Source organism: Giesbergeria sp. (genome assembly GCF_028686475.1).
Lineage (GTDB): Bacteria > Pseudomonadota > Gammaproteobacteria > Burkholderiales > Burkholderiaceae_C > Simplicispira.
Map to the genome: position 1 here is coordinate 1 of NZ_JAQUCA010000021.1, position 16194 is coordinate 16194.

Consider the following 16194-nt stretch of genomic DNA (forward strand, 5'->3'; position numbering starts at 1 on the left):
CGCGGGCCTTCAAGGCGGCGTTGTACTCGGGCCAGTTGGTGGTTTTGTAGCGGGTCTTGGCGGGTGCGACTTCACTCATGGGACGTTAGCTTACCTGCTGGTCGGGGGATTTGTGCAACAAAGCCGGGGTTGAGGTGATGGAGGTCAACCCAGCTTATACGTCAGTGATTGGCGCTGTCAATTACGCGCAAACAAAAGGATTTTCGGTTCATCAGGGCGCGGCTATTGCTATCGCCCGCAGAGGTTTGGGTTTGTCTGAGCGTTCGGCGGTGGCTGTAGGCGTTGTGCCTGTAGCCAATGGCGGTCATGTCACCTTTGAGCTACCTGTAAGGAATCGCGCAAAGCATGTGTGGTCGTTTTGGTCAAAAGTTCGCACAAACCTTAAAGCAGCGCATGTAGCGCATTACCGGCATGGTGATCATCAAAAATCACCATCACCTTTGGCTCCAGCAATGCAGCCATTGTGTGCTTTCTGGTCTTCCACGGCGCAATCCCGTGGTGCGAATCGCCAGCAAAACGGTTCGGCTGACGTACTGGGCGATGTGCCTTTCTGAGTCCTTTTGGGGCTTAGGCATATTTGTCTATGGTTTTAGGAACGGCATGATGGCCAGCCAAGTGTTCAAGCTGACAAACGACAGCACCGTGGCCACCACCAAGGCAGCAGAACAAAAACCAGCCAATCCGTAGCGCTGCGCCAAGGCCGGCAGCAGCACCGGAATCGGCATACAGGCAAACACCAGTGCGGCCACTTGCAGGCGTGGGTCAAAGCCGGGCCAAAGCCACAACATCAGCAGCACCGCCAGTGGGTGCAGCAGCAGTTTGCCGGCGGCCAGCACGCCCAAATCTTGCCCGGCAGCGCGCAAAGGCTGGCCGACCAACATGCCGCCAATCATGAACAGCGCTACCGGAGCAGCGGCACTGCTGAGCAGGGTCAGGGTTTTTTGCACGGGGGCCAAGACGGTCCATCCGCTGGCCGACCACGCCAGTCCAGCCAAGATAGCCAAAAACACCGGGCTTTTGAACAAAGACCGCAACGATTGCAGCAAAGACTGTTGCCAGCGCACCTCTTCGCTGGCATCGGCCAGCGCCATCGTCAGGGGGATGATGACCGCCACCTCGGTCAGTAGGCACAGCGGCAGGGCAATATCGGCCGCAGGCCCCAACAACGGCTGGGCAATCGGGTAACCGACAAACACGCTGTTGGAGGCTGCCATCGCCTGCCCATACAGCGCACTGCGGCTACGGCCATGTCGGCAATACCAACGCGCATAGGCAAAGCCGCCCAACCAAGCCAACAAAGAACCCGACACATAAACTGCCAAATAGCCGGGGTTGAGCACTTCGTCTAGCCGATACTGCGAAATGGCCCGAAAAATCAGGCATGGCAGACTGATACGCAATAAAAACTGCCCCAGCACCCCCATTTGTTCACGGTTAAAGACACCAGCACGCACACAGGCAAAGCCCAAGGCAATGATGAGGTAAATAGGGGTGGTCAGGGACAAAATTTGCAGCATGGCAGCCAGCGTAGCAGTGCCTGCCCTGTGCTGCGGGCATGGCAGTGGTGCGGGTGTTCAAGATTATTTAAGGTTGGGCCAACGGCACCACGGGGGCCACAAACCCCGGCTCGCCGGGGCCGGGCACGGCCGGGCCAGCCCCGTAAATCAGCGCTTGCGGGTTGTCATTGAGCTTGGCCGCCACGCCACCCAACTGGCGCGCTGCGTGGGCGGCATCGTCACTGACCCCCTCGATGTGGGCCAGTGTGCCGTGGTTAAAGCGGTCAATGGCATGGTTGAGGGCTTGCGCGCCCACCGTGGCTTGCTCTAAGGCCCCGCCTGGGGCGTTGAGTTGCCCGGCAGTGTGCCCCCAAGCACGGGCCGCCCCCGTGACGGCGCTGCTGGTGCCTTGTAGCAGCTGCAAAGTCTGGCTAAAGTCTCGGGCCAAAGGGGGCAAAGCCGCCAAGGCGGGGTCTAGCCGTTGGCTCACGGTGGCATCGAGGCGCTGCCCCAAGGTGTGAATGCTGCCTGCTGCTTGGCCCAAATGGCCCAAGGCGGTGCTAATGCGCTGCTGGTTGTCATCGTTGAGCAATTGGTTGATGCGCTGCACCGCTTCGTTTACGCGCCCCAAAATGGCTTGGCCTTGGTCGGCCAGTTGGCTAAACGGCGAGTTGCGTAGCGGCAAACGTGGCAAACCGCTGGGGCCAGCCGGTAAGGTGGCTTGGGCTTCGCCCGCATCGTCGAGCAGCACATAGGCCAGCCCCGTCACGCCTTGGTAGCCCAAGATGGCAAAGGTGCTAGGGGTTAATGGGGTGGTTTCATGCACGGCGATGCGAATCAGCACATTGCCACTGATTTGGGGGTCAAAGCCAATTTTGGTCACTTTGCCCACGGCCACACCTTTGTAACGCACCGCCGCTTGCTCTTGCAGGCCGCTCACGCCCTCACGGCTAGAGAGTTCGTAGCTGTGGTAATTGCCGGTGTCGCGCGTGAGCCACATGCCCAAACCGGCCACCAAGGCCGCGACAATCAGCACAAACAGCCCGGCGGCTACGGCATGGGCTTTGTTTTCCATCATGACTCCTATGGGGCTTCTATGGGGCTTGCACGGGTGCCATCGCACGGCGACCGCGTTCACCCTGAAAAAATTGTTCGGTAAAAGGATGATGAAAGCGCGCCACCTCGGCAGGGGGGCCTGTCACAATCACTTTTTTCTCGGCCAGTACCGCCACGCGGCTAGACAGGGCAAACAGGGTGTCTAAATCGTGCGTCACCATCACCATCGTGATGCCCAGCAGGGCTTGCAACTGGCGCACCAAGGCGCAAAACTCGTCCGAGCCATGCGGGTCTAGCCCAGCAGTAGGCTCATCGAGCAGCAACAAGGGCGGGTCCATGATGAGGGCGCGCGCCAGTGCCACCCGTTTAATCATGCCACCCGACAAATCGGCCGGCATTCGGGTAGCGTGTTCGGGTTTGAGGCCCACCATTTGCAGCTTGACCATCGCGGCATCGCGCACCACCGCAGCGGGCAAGGTGCCTTGCTCACGCAAGGCAAAAGCGATGTTATCCAAGACATTGAAGGCCGAAAACAGCGCCCCATGCTGGAACAACATGCCCACCCGGCTGGCTGCCCCTCTACCGCCCAACTCGTGTGCCGGGCGGCCTAGCACTGTCACGCTGCCACGGGCAGGTTGGGTTAAACCCAAAATTTGGCGCAACAACACCGTTTTGCCGGTGCCCGAGCCACCCACCAGCGCCAGCATCTCGCCGCGCTGCACGGTTAAATCCAAATCTTGGTGTACGCTGAAAGCGGCATCGCCCTTGCCAAAAATGCTCCACAGGCGGTCTATGCGTACCACCGGGGCAGCTGCTGGAGTGGCGGTCAACATCAGGAAAAGCCCACGGTTTTGAACAGCACCGCAAACAGGGCATCGACCATAATCACCATCGTGATGGCTGTGACCACCGAGGCCGTGGTGCCTTCGCCCAAACTTTGCGTATTGGGTTTTACGCGCAGGCCCCAATGGCAGCCAATCAGGGCAATCATGGTGCCAAACACCACCGATTTGGCCAGTGCCAGCCACAAATTGGCCACACCCACTGCGGCGGGCAGGGCTTGGTAAAAGTAACCCGGTGAGATGCCCAAGGCCAAATCAGCGGCCAACATGCCACCGGCCAGCGCGGCCAACGTGGTCCAAACGGCAATCAAAGGCATGGCAATGGCCAAGGCCAGCGCGCGCGGCCAAACCAAACGCAAACCGTGCGGGATACCCATCACGCGCATGGCATCCAGCTCTTCCGTCACGCGCATCACGCCAATTTGGGCGGTAATGGCCGAGCCTGAGCGCCCAGCCACCAAAATAGCTGCCAGCATCGGCCCCAGCTCCCGAATCAAAGAAATCCCCAAAATGTTGACGATAAAGGCTTCGGCCCCAAACTGGCGCAGTTGTAGGCTCATCAGGTAGGCCAGCACCACGCCAATCAAAAAACCCACCAGCGCGGTAATGGGTAGCGCCATCGCCCCCATGCGGTACAAATGCCCCGAGACATCGCGCCACGGTGCCCGGTAGGGGTGGCGCAACAAATACAGGCTATCGAGCAGCAATTGCCCCACCAATTGCAGCAGGTGCCGGGCGTGGTCCAAGCCATGCAGCACCAGCACCCCGAGGCGGTCGATTTGGTCCGCCAAGCGCCACGGCGGGGCGGGTGGTGGCTGGGTGCTGTATTGGGCGGCGCGCTCTAGCAAACTGCGGTGCTGCGCTTGCACTTGCAAGCGCTGTGGCCAAGTGCGGCCCCAGTGGTTCCACAGCAGCTGCGCGCCCACATGGTCTAGCCAGTCCAAGGCACGCAAATCCCAGCCTAAGCTGGCGCTGGCCGGATACTGGGCCAGCTGGCGCGATAAGGCGTGCCATTGTTGGCGCTCGCCCAGTTCTGCGGCACCCCAACGGCCAGACAATTGCAGCCAAACCCCTTCGGGGCTGTGGGTGGGTTGCAAGCAGGGCAGCGCGTCAGACATGGATGGGCAAAAAAGGCCAAGTCGGCCCAACAGAAGCAAATGGACAGGCTAGATAGTACCGCCATTGCTGCTTCCACCTCCAGCAGCCCCCATTAACGAATGCCGCCTACATACCGTGGTGCTATCGGTGCGGGTGCTGCCATGTCCGGCTCTGCGCGATGTAGCAGTGGCTGCTGGACTATGGGGGCGGCCTGTGTTTGGCGCAGGGCTTGCTCTAGGCGCTGCGCCCAATCAGCCAGCTCGGGCAGATGCTCTAGCCGGGCGCGTTCGCGGGCAAAACGGACTATTTCTTGGGCGTATTCGGCATTGCATGCCATCCACTCGGTATCGGTAACGCGGCCGGTTTTGCGCCGCAACAAGACATGCAGATGCGCGGCGATGGCCACGGTGTCGATGGTTTCGGTATCGTGCATATTCAATTCCTTAACTGCCTAAACGCTCGCGGTGCAAAGAGATGTCCAAGCCCGTCTGTTCATCTTGCACATCCACCCGCAAATCAACCACCACCAAGCGCGTCAACCACAACAGCAGCGCGGTAGCCACCAAGCTATACGCCATCACGGCCAACACGCTCAACGTTTGGGTGAGCAAACTGCCCTCTACACCCCCAATGGATTTATCGGCCAGCACCCCGGTGAGCAAGGCCCCGACGATGCCGCCAATGCCATGCACGCCAAACACGTCTAAAGAGTCATCGGTACGCAGTAGGCGTTTCAGCCCGGTAGCACCCCAATAACAGGCCAAACCCGCCACGCCACCAATCACCAAGGCAGCTGCCGGGGTCACAAAACCTGCCGCCGGGGTAATGGCCACCAGCCCGGCCACCAAGCCCGAACACAGGCCGAGCAAAGAGCCACGGCCACGCACCACGGCCTCGGCCAGCATCCACGCCACGGCACCCGCTGCTGCTGCAATGTGCGTGACAGCCAAAGCCAAGCCAGCGCGCCCACCCGCCGACAACGCCGAACCCGCATTGAAGCCAAACCAGCCCACCCAGAGCAAACAAGCCCCAACCATCGTCAGGCCCAAGTTGTAAGGCTCAAAGGCTTCGCGGCCATAGCCTCGGCGCGGCCCCAAAAACCACGCACATACCAAACCGGCCACGCCCGCGTTGATATGCACCACCGCACCGCCCGCAAAATCCAAAGCACCCATGCGCGCCAACCAACCACCCGGCTCCCAGACCCAATGGGCAATCGGGGCATAGACCAGCAGCGTCCAGAGCGACATAAACAACAGCAGGGCTGAAAAGCGCATCCGCTCCACCAGCGCCCCGACAATCAAGGTGGCGGTGATGATGGCAAACGCCAGCTGAAACATCGAAAACACCGATTCCGGAATGTGCGGTGCAATGTGGCTCACGGCCACTTGGCCACTGCTGATTTGGTAATCCAGACCCGCAAACCACAGGCGCGCATCCCCGCCCAACCAAGCCGAACCCGGCGTAAACGCCCACGAGTAACCCACTGCAAACCAGAGCAAACTGACCACACTGGCAATGCCCAACACACTGGCCATCGTGTTGAGTACGTTTTTGCGCCGCACCATGCCCGCATAAAACAGCGCAATGCCCGGCAAAGCCATCAGCAGCACCAATGCGGTGGACACCAGCACCCAGACCGTATCGGCAGCGTGCAAAGTATCTTGCGCCACCAGCATCGGGCGCACGGGTGCTGGGGCGGAAGTTTGTGCGCTGGCAGCGCTGCCCCAAGCCAGTAGCGCCCCGAGTGCCCACAGCATGGTCAGTGCGCCCTTGTAGCCCTTGTATCGTTGGATTGGCATTGGCATGGTTCTCTTTGCGTGGATGTAGTGCCTTGGCTACTGCACAAGCCATGCCAGCTTGCACCAGCAGCTGTGCGCCCACCCATGCCCCAGAACGGGGGCAGGGAAACCCCCTATGCACCGCAGCGGTGCAAACGGCTACATTAACGGCACTCAACGGCGCGTTACGATGCGCCAGACGAGGGGCCGAGGAGACAAACCACAAAGCCACAACCATATTTTTTAAGCATCCGCCATGAGATGCGCCCCCCTTGCAAGGCACTGATTCTTTAATGGTCAGTGTCTTTTTTTTTGCCTGCCCCTTGCCTGCCTGCTGCTGCCTTAGCGCTCGGGCAAACTAATATCAGCCACCGCGCGTGGCTGGCCTATCGGGGCCATCGCTTGGCCTTTACGCATAGCGGCCATGTCTTGTTCACTCGGGTACTGGCCCAGCAACCAATAATCAAACACGCGCCGCGCAATGGGGGCGGCGTGGGCACCACCAAAACCGGCGTTTTCTACAATCACGGCCACCGCAATTTGGGGGTTGTCTGCCGGCGCAAAAGCAATGTAGAGCGCATGGTCGCGTTGGCGCTCTTGCAAACGGGCCGCGTTGTACTTGTCTTTTTGCCCAATCGTGACGGCTTGGGCGGTACCGGTTTTGCCCGCCGAAACATAGCCCGCCCCGGCAAACACGCGCGTTGAGGTGCCGCCTTGGGTCACGCCCACCATCGCGCGGCGCACGGCCTCTACGTGGCTGGGTTTGTAACCCATAGACGCGGGCGCGGGCTGCTCAATCGGGCGGCGCTCGCGCGTGACGGCATCAATGGTGGCCATGCCCAAATGGGGCCGGTATTGGGTACCGCCGTTGGCCAAGGTGGCCGTGGCATAGGCCAATTGCAACATGGTGAAGTTGTTGTAACCCTGACCAATGCCCAAAGAGATGGTCTCGCCAGCGTACCATTTTTTTTGTTCGGGGCGGCGGTAGGTTTTGCGTTTCCACTCTTGGCTAGGCAACACGCCGCGCAACTCGCCGTTTAAATCAATGCCCGTGAGTTGGCCAAAGCCCAAAGGCTTCATAAAGTCGTGCATGGCATCCACGCCCATGTCATTGGCCAGTTGGTAGTAATAAACGTTGCTCGATTGCACAATGCTGCGGTACAAATCAACTGCACCCAAGCCGTGGTCGCCGTGGCTGCGGAAGGTGTGGCCGCCAAAAGTCCAAGAGCCGCCATCGTGGGTGATGCTGCCTGGGGTGCGTTTGCCGGTCTCTAGGGCCGCCAAGCCCATAAACGGCTTGTAGGTAGAACCCGGCGGGTAGGTGCCACGCAAAGCGCGGTTGAGCAGTGGTTTGTCAATCGATTCGTTCAGTGTGGCCCAATTTTCTTGGTCAATGCCCTCGACAAACAAGTTGGGGTCAAAGGTGGGTTTGCTCACCAAGGCCAGCACTTCGCCGTTGCGCGGGTCAATCGCCACCAAAGCGCCACGGCGCTCGCCAAACAAATCCTCCACCATTTTTTGCAGCTTGATGTCCAAGGTCAGGGCAATGGTGTGGCCCGGTGTGGCCGGAAAGCTATTGAGGCGGCGCACCGCGCGCCCACCCGCCGAGGTTTCCATTTGGTCCACGCCGGTGATGCCATGCAGTTGGGCCTCAAAACTTTGCTCTATGCCCAGTTTGCCGATGTATTCGGTGCCTCGGTAATTGGCTTGGTTTTCAGAATCTTCGATGCGTTCTTTTTCTCTTTGGTTGATACGGCCTATGTAACCAATGGCGTGGCTGGCCACATCGCCCAAGGGGTAACTGCGAAACAGCCGCGCTTTGACATCCACGCCCGGAAAGCGGTAGCGCTGCGCGACAAAACGTGCCACCTCTTCATCGCTCAGGCGCGTGCGAATGGGTAGCGAATCAAAACTGCGCGAATCTTCGCGCAGGCGCTTAAAGCGGCGCTTGTCACGCGGGTGGATTTCCAGTATCTCGGTCAGGGCTTCGATGGTTTTGTCCACATTGCCTGCCTTAGAGGGGGTGATTTCCAGGGTGTAGGCGGCGTAATTGGTGGCCAGCACCACGCCATTGCGGTCCAAAATCAGGCCCCGGTTGGGCACCACGGGCAAAATGGCAGTGCGGTTGCTCTCGGCCTGCTCGGCCAAATCATCGTGGCGCACCACTTGCAAAAATACCAAACGGGCGACCACCAACATAAAAGCCAGTAGCACGGTCAGCCCGATTACCAAAATGCGTGCGCGAAAGCGCGCGCTGTCCATCTCTACGTTACGCAGCTCGGTCATGGGGCGTTACAAAGGCCGATTGGCATCACGGTCGGGCGGGCGCCGCTGGGGCAAGAGCAGCAACCAGCTGGCCAGCGGCCACAGCAGGGCTTCTAACAGCGGAGCCAGGGCCAATTCTGGCCCAGCAAAGCCACTGCCCGAAATGAAGCGCACCAACCACTGCAAGGCATGAACACCGGCAAACAAACCCAGCATTTGCGGCGCTTGTACCCAAGGTTTAAACCACAACAAGCGCCGATGGCCCCAGCTGGTGCCAAACATCAGGGCAGCATAGGCCAAGGCATGTTGGCCCAGCAAGGCCGACTCTTGCACATCCATGCACAGCCCCAGCATAAAGGCGATGCCCATGCCAATGCGCTCGGGCTGGTGGATGCCCCAGAAGGCCAGCAAAATCAGCAAGATGTCGGGGGTCCAAAGTAGCTGCCCCAAGGGCAGCATGTTCAGCACCAAACCCAGCAACAAGGTGATGGCAATAAACACCGGGTTGACGGGCAGCAGCAGCTCCTGCCCACGGGGCATAATCATCAGTGGGCTCCGGTGGCAGGGGCAGGGGCGGTATTGGCAGCGCCGCCAGCATCTGCGGGTGGGCGTGCTGGCAGGTTGTCCACCGGGGTAATCAGCATAATGTGGCGCGCTCCTTCAACCTTGGCCAAGGGCTTGCAATAAATGCGCGCAAAGGCGGAATCGGCACGGCGCTCGACGCGCACCACCTGGGCCACGGGCAAGCCTGCCGGATAGACACCATCCAAACCGCTGGTCGAGAGCATATCGCCCTCTTGCACATCGGCATTGGCGGCGACAAAGCGCAGTTCTAAGCCACCGCCGTGGCTGGCGACCGGGTCACCATAGGCGACACCGCGCGCGCCCGTGCGGGTATTGAGTACCGGTATGGCTTGCTCGCGGTCCACCAACAGCGTCACTTCACTGACAAACGGATACACCCGTGTGACTTGGCCAAACACCCCGGCCTCATCGACCGCCGGTGAACCCGGCGCTACGCCCTGCACCAAACCCCGATCGACCACCACGCGGCGCGTATAGGGGTCAGTGGTGTCGTACAAAATCTGCGCCGCATGGGCTTGTGGTTCTAGGCGGGCTTGTAAATCGAGCAGTTTACGCAGGCGCTCGTTTTCTTGCAGCAATTCTTGTGCTTGGTTGGCGCGCACCGACAGGCGCACCAATTCTTGGCGCGCGGCATCTGCGGCGGTTTGGGCCTGCTCTAGGGTATCAAAATAACCTTCGCCCTGGCTGGCCCATTGCTTGGGCTGCAATAGCAGCCACTGTATCGGGTACAGCACGGCGGCCACCGATTGGCGTAGCGGGTCGGTCATGCGCCAGCGCGCATCAGCCACCATCAGAAACAAGGCCAAAGCGCTGTAAAGAATAATCTGCGAAAGGGCCGATGGGCCCTGCCGCATGAAAGAAGGTGTGCGGCGATCCAAGGTGCCAAGGGGCATGGGAACATCCGTTGTTCAGGGGCCACACTGGCTTGCACGCACCGGTGCAGGCAACAAAGCGGCCAAGGCAGTGGCCATGATGCTAACGCAAAGGGCTTGGCCTGCAAGGCAGGCCAGGCTTTCACTCGCTGGTAAAAATGCTGCCCGTGCGGCCCATGCGCTCTAGCGCAATACCGCAACCACGCACCACGCAAGTGAGCGGGTCTTCGGCCACCAGCACCGGCAGGCCGGTTTCTTCGGCCAGCAAGCGGTCTAAATCGCGCAGCAAAGCACCACCGCCGGTGAGCATCATGCCGCGCTCGGCAATGTCAGCACCTAACTCGGGCGGGGTTTGCTCTAGCGCGTTTTTGACGGCAGAAACAATTTGGTTGAGTGGCTCGGTCAGGGCCTCCAAAACCTCGTTGGAAGAAATGGTAAAACTGCGCGGCACGCCTTCGGACAGATTGCGCCCGCGCACTTCCATCTCTTTGACTTCGGAACCGGGAAAGGCCGAACCGATGGTCTTTTTGATGGATTCTGCCGTCGGCTCGCCAATCAACATGCCATAGTTGCGCCGGATATAGCTGATGATGGCCTCATCGAATTTATCACCGCCCACGCGCACACTGCCTTTATAGACCATGCCGCCCAGGCTAATCACGCCCACTTCGGTGGTGCCACCGCCAATGTCCACCACCATCGAGCCAGAAGCCTCGGACACCGGCAAGCCAGCACCAATGCCCGCAGCCATCGGCTCTTCAATCAGATAGACCGCCGTGGCCCCAGCAGCTTCGGCGGCATCTTTGATGGCGCGGCGCTCGACTTGGGTGGAGCCACAGGGCACGCAGATGATGATGCGCGGGCTGGGCGTGAGCAGCGTGCGCGGATGCACCATCTTGATAAATTGCTTAATCATCTGCTCGGTGATGACAAAGTCGGCAATCACGCCGTCTTTCATCGGGCGAATGGCCTCGATGTTGCCAGGCACCTTGCCCAGCATGGCCTTGGCCTCGCGGCCCACGGCTTGAATCACTTTTTTGCCGTGCGGGCCACCTTCGTGGCGAATGGCCACGACGGAGGGTTCATCGAGTACGATGCCTTTGTCGCGGGCAAAAATCAGGGTATTAGCGGTGCCAAGGTCAATGGCCAAGTCGGTGGAAAAATACCGACGGAAAGCTCCGAACATTCAAAAATCCTCTCGGGCACGGCAGGCGCTTCGGCCTACCGTCGCCGGCTGTTTACGGGGTGTATATGGGGTCTAAAGTGGCTCTTTTTTGCACAATGACCGATGATGGGCAGGGTATCGCGGCAAAGGCGGGATAATACCGCATCCCCTGTAAATAGCTTGTGAAGCCCTTAAAAGCAAGTACAGGTTTACCTTTGGTTTCTGATTACGTTCTCGCTATGGCACTGACCCCCCAGGACATCAGCCGCATCGCCCATCTGGCCCGGCTAGAACTTAGCCCGCAAGAAGGCGAGCGTATGCTCACCCGGCTTAACGGCTTTTTTGACATTGTGGAGCAAATGCGCGCCGTCGATACCACCGGCATGGAGCCGCTGGCGCATCCCGTCGCTATGGTGCAAGACATCACCCTGCGCCTGCGCGACGATGTAGTCTCGGAAAGCAACCAACGCGAGGCCAACCAGCGCAGCGCCCCAGCGGTAGAAAACGGCCTGTTTTTGGTGCCCAAAGTGATTGAGTAAGCACGCATGACCACCTCCCACCTCCCCCTGCACGATCTGAGCGTCACGGCACTGGCCGCCCAACTGCGCCAACGCCACGTTAGCGCCACCGAAGTGGCCCAGCATTTTCTGGCCCGTAGCCACGCCCACCAGCATTTGGGTGCCTATGTCGCCCTGAACGAAGAAGCCACCTTGGCCCAAGCCCGCGCTGCTGATGCGCGCTTGGCCGCTGGCAGCGCTGGCCCCTTAGAGGGTGTGCCCCTCGCGCACAAAGATATTTTTGTCACGCGCGACTTCCCTACCACCGCTGGCTCCAAAATGCTGGTGGGCTACCAGTCACCCTTTGATGCCACCGTGGTCAGCCGTTTGGCGCAAGCTGGGGCCGTGACGCTGGGCAAGCTCAATTGCGATGAGTTTGCAATGGGTTCGGCCAACGAGAACTCTGCCGTGGCCCCGGTAGGCTTTAACGCCCCCGCTCCAGTACGCAACCCTTGGGACACCACGCGCGTGCCCGGCGGCTCCTCGGGCGGTAGTGCCGTGGCGGTAGCCGCACGCTTGGCTCCGGCTGTGACCGGCACCGACACCGGCGGCTCGATTCGCCAACCAGCCTCGTTTTGTGGCATTACCGGCATCAAACCTACCTATGGCCGCGCCAGCCGTTACGGCATGATTGCCTACGCCTCCAGCCTAGACCAAGCTGGGCCAATGGCGCGCAGCGCCGAAGACTGCGCCCTGCTGCTCTCGGCCATGTGTGGCCCGGACCCCGACCGCGATTCCACCAGCTTGGATGTGCCCGCCGAAGACTTTAGCGCCCGCCTGAACGACAATTTGCAGGGCCTGCGGATTGGTGTCCCTAAAGAATTCTTTGGCGAGGGCTTGGCCGCTGATGTACGTGCTGCTGTGGATGCGGCACTCAAGGAATACGAAAAACTGGGGGCCAAACTGGTGCCCATCAGTCTGCCGCGCACCGAGTTGTCGATTCCGGTGTATTACATCATTGCCCCAGCTGAGGCCAGCTCCAATTTAAGCCGCTTTGATGGTGTGAAGTTTGGCCACCGCGCACCAAACTTCACTGACTTGGAAGACATGTACAAAAAGACCCGCGCCGAAGGCTTTGGCGATGAGGTCAAGCGCCGCATCATGACCGGGGCTTATGTACTTAGCCACGGTTATTACGATGCCTATTATTTGCAGGCACAAAAAATCCGCCGCATGATTGCCGACGACTTCCAGCAAGCGTTCCAGCAGTGCGACCTGATTGCCGGGCCGGTAGCTCCCACAGTGGCTTGGAAGCTGGGCGAACACAGCAGCGACCCGCTGGCCGATTATCTGGCCGATATTTTTACCCTACCCGCCTCCTTGGCCGGTTTGCCCGGTATGAGCGTACCCGTAGGCTTTGGCGACAGCCAAATGCCGGTGGGCCTGCAACTGATTGGCAACTACTTCCAAGAGGCACGCCTGCTCAACGCAGCGCACCGCCTGCAACAAGCCACTGATTTCCATCTGCGCCAGCCCGAGGGTTTCTGACCGTGACTGCCAAACTCATCCAAGGCTACGAAGTCGTGATTGGCTTCGAGACCCATGCCCAACTTGCCACCCAGAGCAAGATTTTCAGCCGCGCCAGCACCGCCTTTGGTGCCGAAGCCAACACCCAAGCCTGCGCCGTCGATTTGGCCTTGCCCGGCACCCTGCCGGTCATGAACCGCAAGGCCGTGGAATGCGCCATCGAGCTGGGCTTGGCACTAGGCTCCACCATTGCGCCGCGCAGCATTTTTGCGCGCAAAAATTACTTCTACCCTGACTTGCCCAAGGGCTACCAAATCAGCCAGTTTGAGATTCCGGTAGTGCAAGGCGGTGAAGTGTCGTTCTTCTTGGGCGACGAGAAAAAAACCGTGCGCTTGGTACGCGCCCACCTCGAAGAAGACGCGGGCAAATCGCTGCACGAAGACTTTATCGGCCAGTCTGGCATTGACCTCAACCGCGCTGGCACGCCGCTGCTGGAAATCGTGACCGAACCCGATATTCGCAGCACCGAAGAAGCCGTGGCCTACGCCAAAGAGCTGCACAAAATCGTGACGTGGATTGGCATTTGCGATGGCAATATGCAAGAAGGCTCGTTCCGCTGCGATGCCAATGTCTCGGTACGCAAGCCCGGTCAGCCGCTGGGCACGCGCCGCGAAATCAAAAACCTGAACTCGTTCAAGTTCATGCAGCAGGCCATCGATTACGAAATCCGCTGGCAAATTGAACAGATTGAAGACGGCCACGCCATCCAACAAGCCACGGTGTTGTTTGACCCCGACACGGGCGAAACCCGTGCCATGCGTACCAAAGAAGATGCCGCCGATTACCGCTACTTCCCCGACCCCGATTTACCACCGCTGGTGATTGCGCCCGAATGGGTAGAGCAAGTGCGCGCCGACATGGCCGAACTGCCGCGCGTGATGGCGGCGCGCTTTGTCGCGGCCTATGGTCTGCCCGAGTACGATGCCAGCACCCTGACACAAAGCCAAGGCATGGCGGCCTACTTTGAGGCTACCGCCCAAGCCTGTGGCCAGCCCAAACTGGCCTCCAACTGGGTGATGGGCGAAATCTCGCGCCGCCTGAATCTGGAAGAAATTGGCATCGACACCGCCAAAGTCAATAGCGCCCAATTGGCTACCTTGATTGGCCGCATCAGTGATGGCACCATCAGCAACAATGCCGCCAAACAGGTGTTTGAAGCCCTCTGGAGTGGCGAGGCCAGCGAGGTGGATGCCGTGATTGAGGCCAAGGGCCTCAAGCAGATGAATGACTCGGGCGCACTAGAAAAAATCATCGACGAGGTGATTGCCGCCAACGCCGCCAATGTAGAGCAATACCGCGCTGGTAAAGACAAAGCCTTCAATGCTTTGGTCGGCCAAGTGATGAAGGCCAGCAAAGGCAAAGCCAATCCACAGCAGGTGAATGACTTGCTCAAGGCCAAGCTGGCCTGATGTGGGCCTGCGCTCTGGCGTGGCTTGCCTGCGTCCCAGGACTAGGGCGCAGCACTGACCGCTGGGGGCCGGGGTGTCATGTAAGGAGGAGGGGGGCTGCCAACTGCTGCCGCCCCCACGCCTGCCGATGAGGCCGACAAGGGTATCAGGGGGCCACGCTGCGCCAGCCACAGTTGGCGCAGTTGGGCCAACTCTATATCAAAACGCTGATGGACGCGGCGCTTTTCTCGGTCTTGGCTGGCAATAAAGCGCTGCTGCTCTAGCACATCGGCTTCGTTTTCGGCCATCATGCGGCGCAACGACATGGGGGCTTTGCTCGGCTCTTTGCGGTAAAACTCCATCTCCAAGTCCAACGCTTTGCGCTGCTCTTGCAGCTCGGCAATGCGTTTGACGGCTGCGGCAGTAACCAAATCAATTTGCGTTAAAGCCTCGGCCCGTTCGGCATCGTGGGCCATTTGGTTGGGATAGCGCGCCAGCAGAACGCGCTCGCGGCGGCGCTCTTCGGCCAGTTGGGTGCGTTCTTCTTGTTCTTTGCGCCGCTGGACTTCTAGCTGGGCGCGCTCTTGCTCAGTCAGGGTAGGGCCAATCACGCGGCGCACCGTGCCCAAGGGGCTTAGCTCGCGCTGTTCGCGGTCAATACATTGCGGAATGGGCCGGTCGGCGGTTAAACGCCGCCCTTGGGCATCAATGCAGCTGTAAATGCCCCCGCTATTGGGAACCGGGGCTTGTGCTTGCGCCCACGGTATGTAGCAGCCACTTCCGAGCATGGCCCATAACACTGCACGGCGCACAGCGCTGCCTGTAGGGAAGTGGGGGCCTAAGTTCAATCGTCTGCTCCTTGGTTGACACCATAGCGCTGGCGGTAGGCCAGCACGCGCTCGTGGTGGCTGGCCAATTCTGGCCCACCACCGGCTTGCAAGTATTGCAGCAAGTCGGCCAGCTGGGCAATGGCGCAAACTTGCAAGCCCAGTTGCTGGCGCACATACTGTACGGCACTGTACGCTACATCCTGTCCATTCTCGGTGGCTTTTTCTTGGCGGTCTAGCGCAATAGCGACAGCATGGGGGCTGGCCCCTGCGGCTTGAATCAATGCAATCGACTCGCGCACCGCCGTACCCGCCGACATCACATCATCGACAATCAACACCCGCCCACGCAAGGGTGCGCCCACCAGGGTGCCGCCTTCGCCGTGGTCTTTGGCTTCTTTGCGGTTGTAGGCAAATGGCACATTGCGCCCTTGGCGCGCCAGCTCCACGGCCACCGTGGCGGCTAAGGGGATGCCTTTGTAAGCGGGGCCAAACACCATATCGAACTCGATGCCGCTGGCCAAGATGGCCTTTGCATAAAATTCGGCCAGGCGGCCCATTTTGGCCCCATCATCAAACAGCCCGGCATTGAAGAAATACGGACTGAGGCGCCCGGCCTTGGTCTTGAACTCGCCAAAGCGCAACACGCCCGACTGCACGGCAAAACCAACAAACTCTTGTGCCAAAAGGCCCTTGTTCTGCGCCGGGGCGCTACCAACTACCATGAGGAATTCC

General features: G+C 59.9%; 16 protein-coding genes. 4 read left to right on the forward strand and 12 right to left on the reverse strand.

Going from position 1 to position 16194, the window contains the following annotated elements; translation table 11 throughout:
- Positions 1-137 precede the first annotated feature (137 nt).
- Positions 138-554: a hypothetical protein gene (locus PHX60_RS12505; protein WP_300078217.1), complete on the forward strand. Its 417-nt coding sequence runs from the start codon at positions 138-140 to the stop codon at positions 552-554.
- 27 nt (positions 555-581) lie between these two features.
- Here the strand turns inward: PHX60_RS12505 and PHX60_RS12510 are convergent, their stop codons facing one another.
- From PHX60_RS12510 to PHX60_RS12555, 10 genes are all read right to left on the reverse strand, one after another.
- On the reverse strand, positions 582-1517 hold the full coding sequence (locus tag PHX60_RS12510; RefSeq protein ID WP_300078219.1) for an AEC family transporter: 936 nt from the start codon (positions 1515-1517) through the stop codon (positions 582-584).
- 67 nt (positions 1518-1584) lie between these two features.
- Positions 1585-2571, reverse strand: a complete 987-nt coding sequence (locus PHX60_RS12515) for an MlaD family protein (protein WP_300078357.1) — start codon at positions 2569-2571, stop codon at positions 1585-1587.
- Between the two features lie 19 nt (positions 2572-2590).
- Positions 2591-3385: an ATP-binding cassette domain-containing protein gene (locus PHX60_RS12520; RefSeq protein ID WP_300078222.1), complete on the reverse strand. Its 795-nt coding sequence runs from the start codon at positions 3383-3385 to the stop codon at positions 2591-2593.
- Positions 3385-4512, reverse strand: coding sequence for an ABC transporter permease (locus PHX60_RS12525; RefSeq protein WP_300078224.1), 1128 nt, complete (start codon positions 4510-4512; stop codon positions 3385-3387). The genes PHX60_RS12520 and PHX60_RS12525 overlap by 1 nt, the downstream gene beginning before the upstream one ends.
- A gap of 92 nt (positions 4513-4604) precedes the next feature.
- Entirely contained in the window at positions 4605-4925 is a 321-nt protein-coding gene (locus tag PHX60_RS12530) for a hypothetical protein (protein WP_300078226.1), read from the reverse strand.
- 10 nt (positions 4926-4935) lie between these two features.
- Complete coding sequence (locus PHX60_RS12535; RefSeq protein WP_300078359.1) at positions 4936-6252, reverse strand: ammonium transporter; 1317 nt, start codon at positions 6250-6252, stop codon at positions 4936-4938.
- 363 nt (positions 6253-6615) lie between these two features.
- Complete coding sequence (gene mrdA / locus PHX60_RS12540) at positions 6616-8559, reverse strand: penicillin-binding protein 2 (protein ID WP_300078229.1); 1944 nt, start codon at positions 8557-8559, stop codon at positions 6616-6618.
- Positions 8560-8565: 6 nt separating this feature from the next.
- Positions 8566-9084: a rod shape-determining protein MreD gene (gene mreD / locus PHX60_RS12545; protein ID WP_300078231.1), complete on the reverse strand. Its 519-nt coding sequence runs from the start codon at positions 9082-9084 to the stop codon at positions 8566-8568.
- Entirely contained in the window at positions 9084-10016 is a 933-nt protein-coding gene (gene mreC, locus PHX60_RS12550; RefSeq protein WP_300078234.1) for a rod shape-determining protein MreC, read from the reverse strand. Before mreC ends, mreD begins: the two co-directional genes overlap by 1 nt.
- A 121-nt stretch (positions 10017-10137) precedes the next feature.
- Positions 10138-11181 carry a rod shape-determining protein gene (locus tag PHX60_RS12555; RefSeq protein ID WP_091456459.1) on the reverse strand — a complete coding sequence of 348 codons (1044 nt, stop codon included), beginning with the start codon at positions 11179-11181 and terminating at the stop codon, positions 10138-10140.
- 218 nt (positions 11182-11399) lie between these two features.
- On the opposite strand from PHX60_RS12555, the gene gatC reads away from it, so the two are divergent.
- From gatC to gatB, 3 genes are read left to right on the forward strand one after another with little or no spacing between them, the layout of a single operon-like run.
- A complete protein-coding gene (gatC, locus tag PHX60_RS12560) occupies positions 11400-11699 on the forward strand; it encodes an Asp-tRNA(Asn)/Glu-tRNA(Gln) amidotransferase subunit GatC (protein ID WP_300078238.1) in 300 nt (99 codons plus the stop codon).
- 6 nt (positions 11700-11705) lie between these two features.
- Positions 11706-13205: an Asp-tRNA(Asn)/Glu-tRNA(Gln) amidotransferase subunit GatA gene (gene gatA, locus PHX60_RS12565; RefSeq protein WP_300078241.1), complete on the forward strand. Its 1500-nt coding sequence runs from the start codon at positions 11706-11708 to the stop codon at positions 13203-13205.
- Between the two features lie 2 nt (positions 13206-13207).
- Positions 13208-14653 (forward strand): Asp-tRNA(Asn)/Glu-tRNA(Gln) amidotransferase subunit GatB, encoded by a 1446-nt coding sequence (gene gatB / locus PHX60_RS12570; RefSeq protein WP_300078244.1) that lies wholly within the window; start codon positions 13208-13210, stop codon positions 14651-14653.
- A 41-nt stretch (positions 14654-14694) separates the two neighbouring features.
- Here gatB and PHX60_RS12575 read toward each other — a convergent pair whose 3' ends face one another.
- Both PHX60_RS12575 and pyrE read right to left on the reverse strand, forming a co-directional pair.
- Positions 14695-15420: a DUF4124 domain-containing protein gene (locus PHX60_RS12575; RefSeq protein ID WP_300078362.1), complete on the reverse strand. Its 726-nt coding sequence runs from the start codon at positions 15418-15420 to the stop codon at positions 14695-14697.
- A 56-nt stretch (positions 15421-15476) separates the two neighbouring features.
- A complete protein-coding gene (gene pyrE / locus PHX60_RS12580; RefSeq protein ID WP_300078246.1) occupies positions 15477-16184 on the reverse strand; it encodes an orotate phosphoribosyltransferase in 708 nt (235 codons plus the stop codon).
- Between the last annotated feature and the right edge of the window lie 10 nt (positions 16185-16194).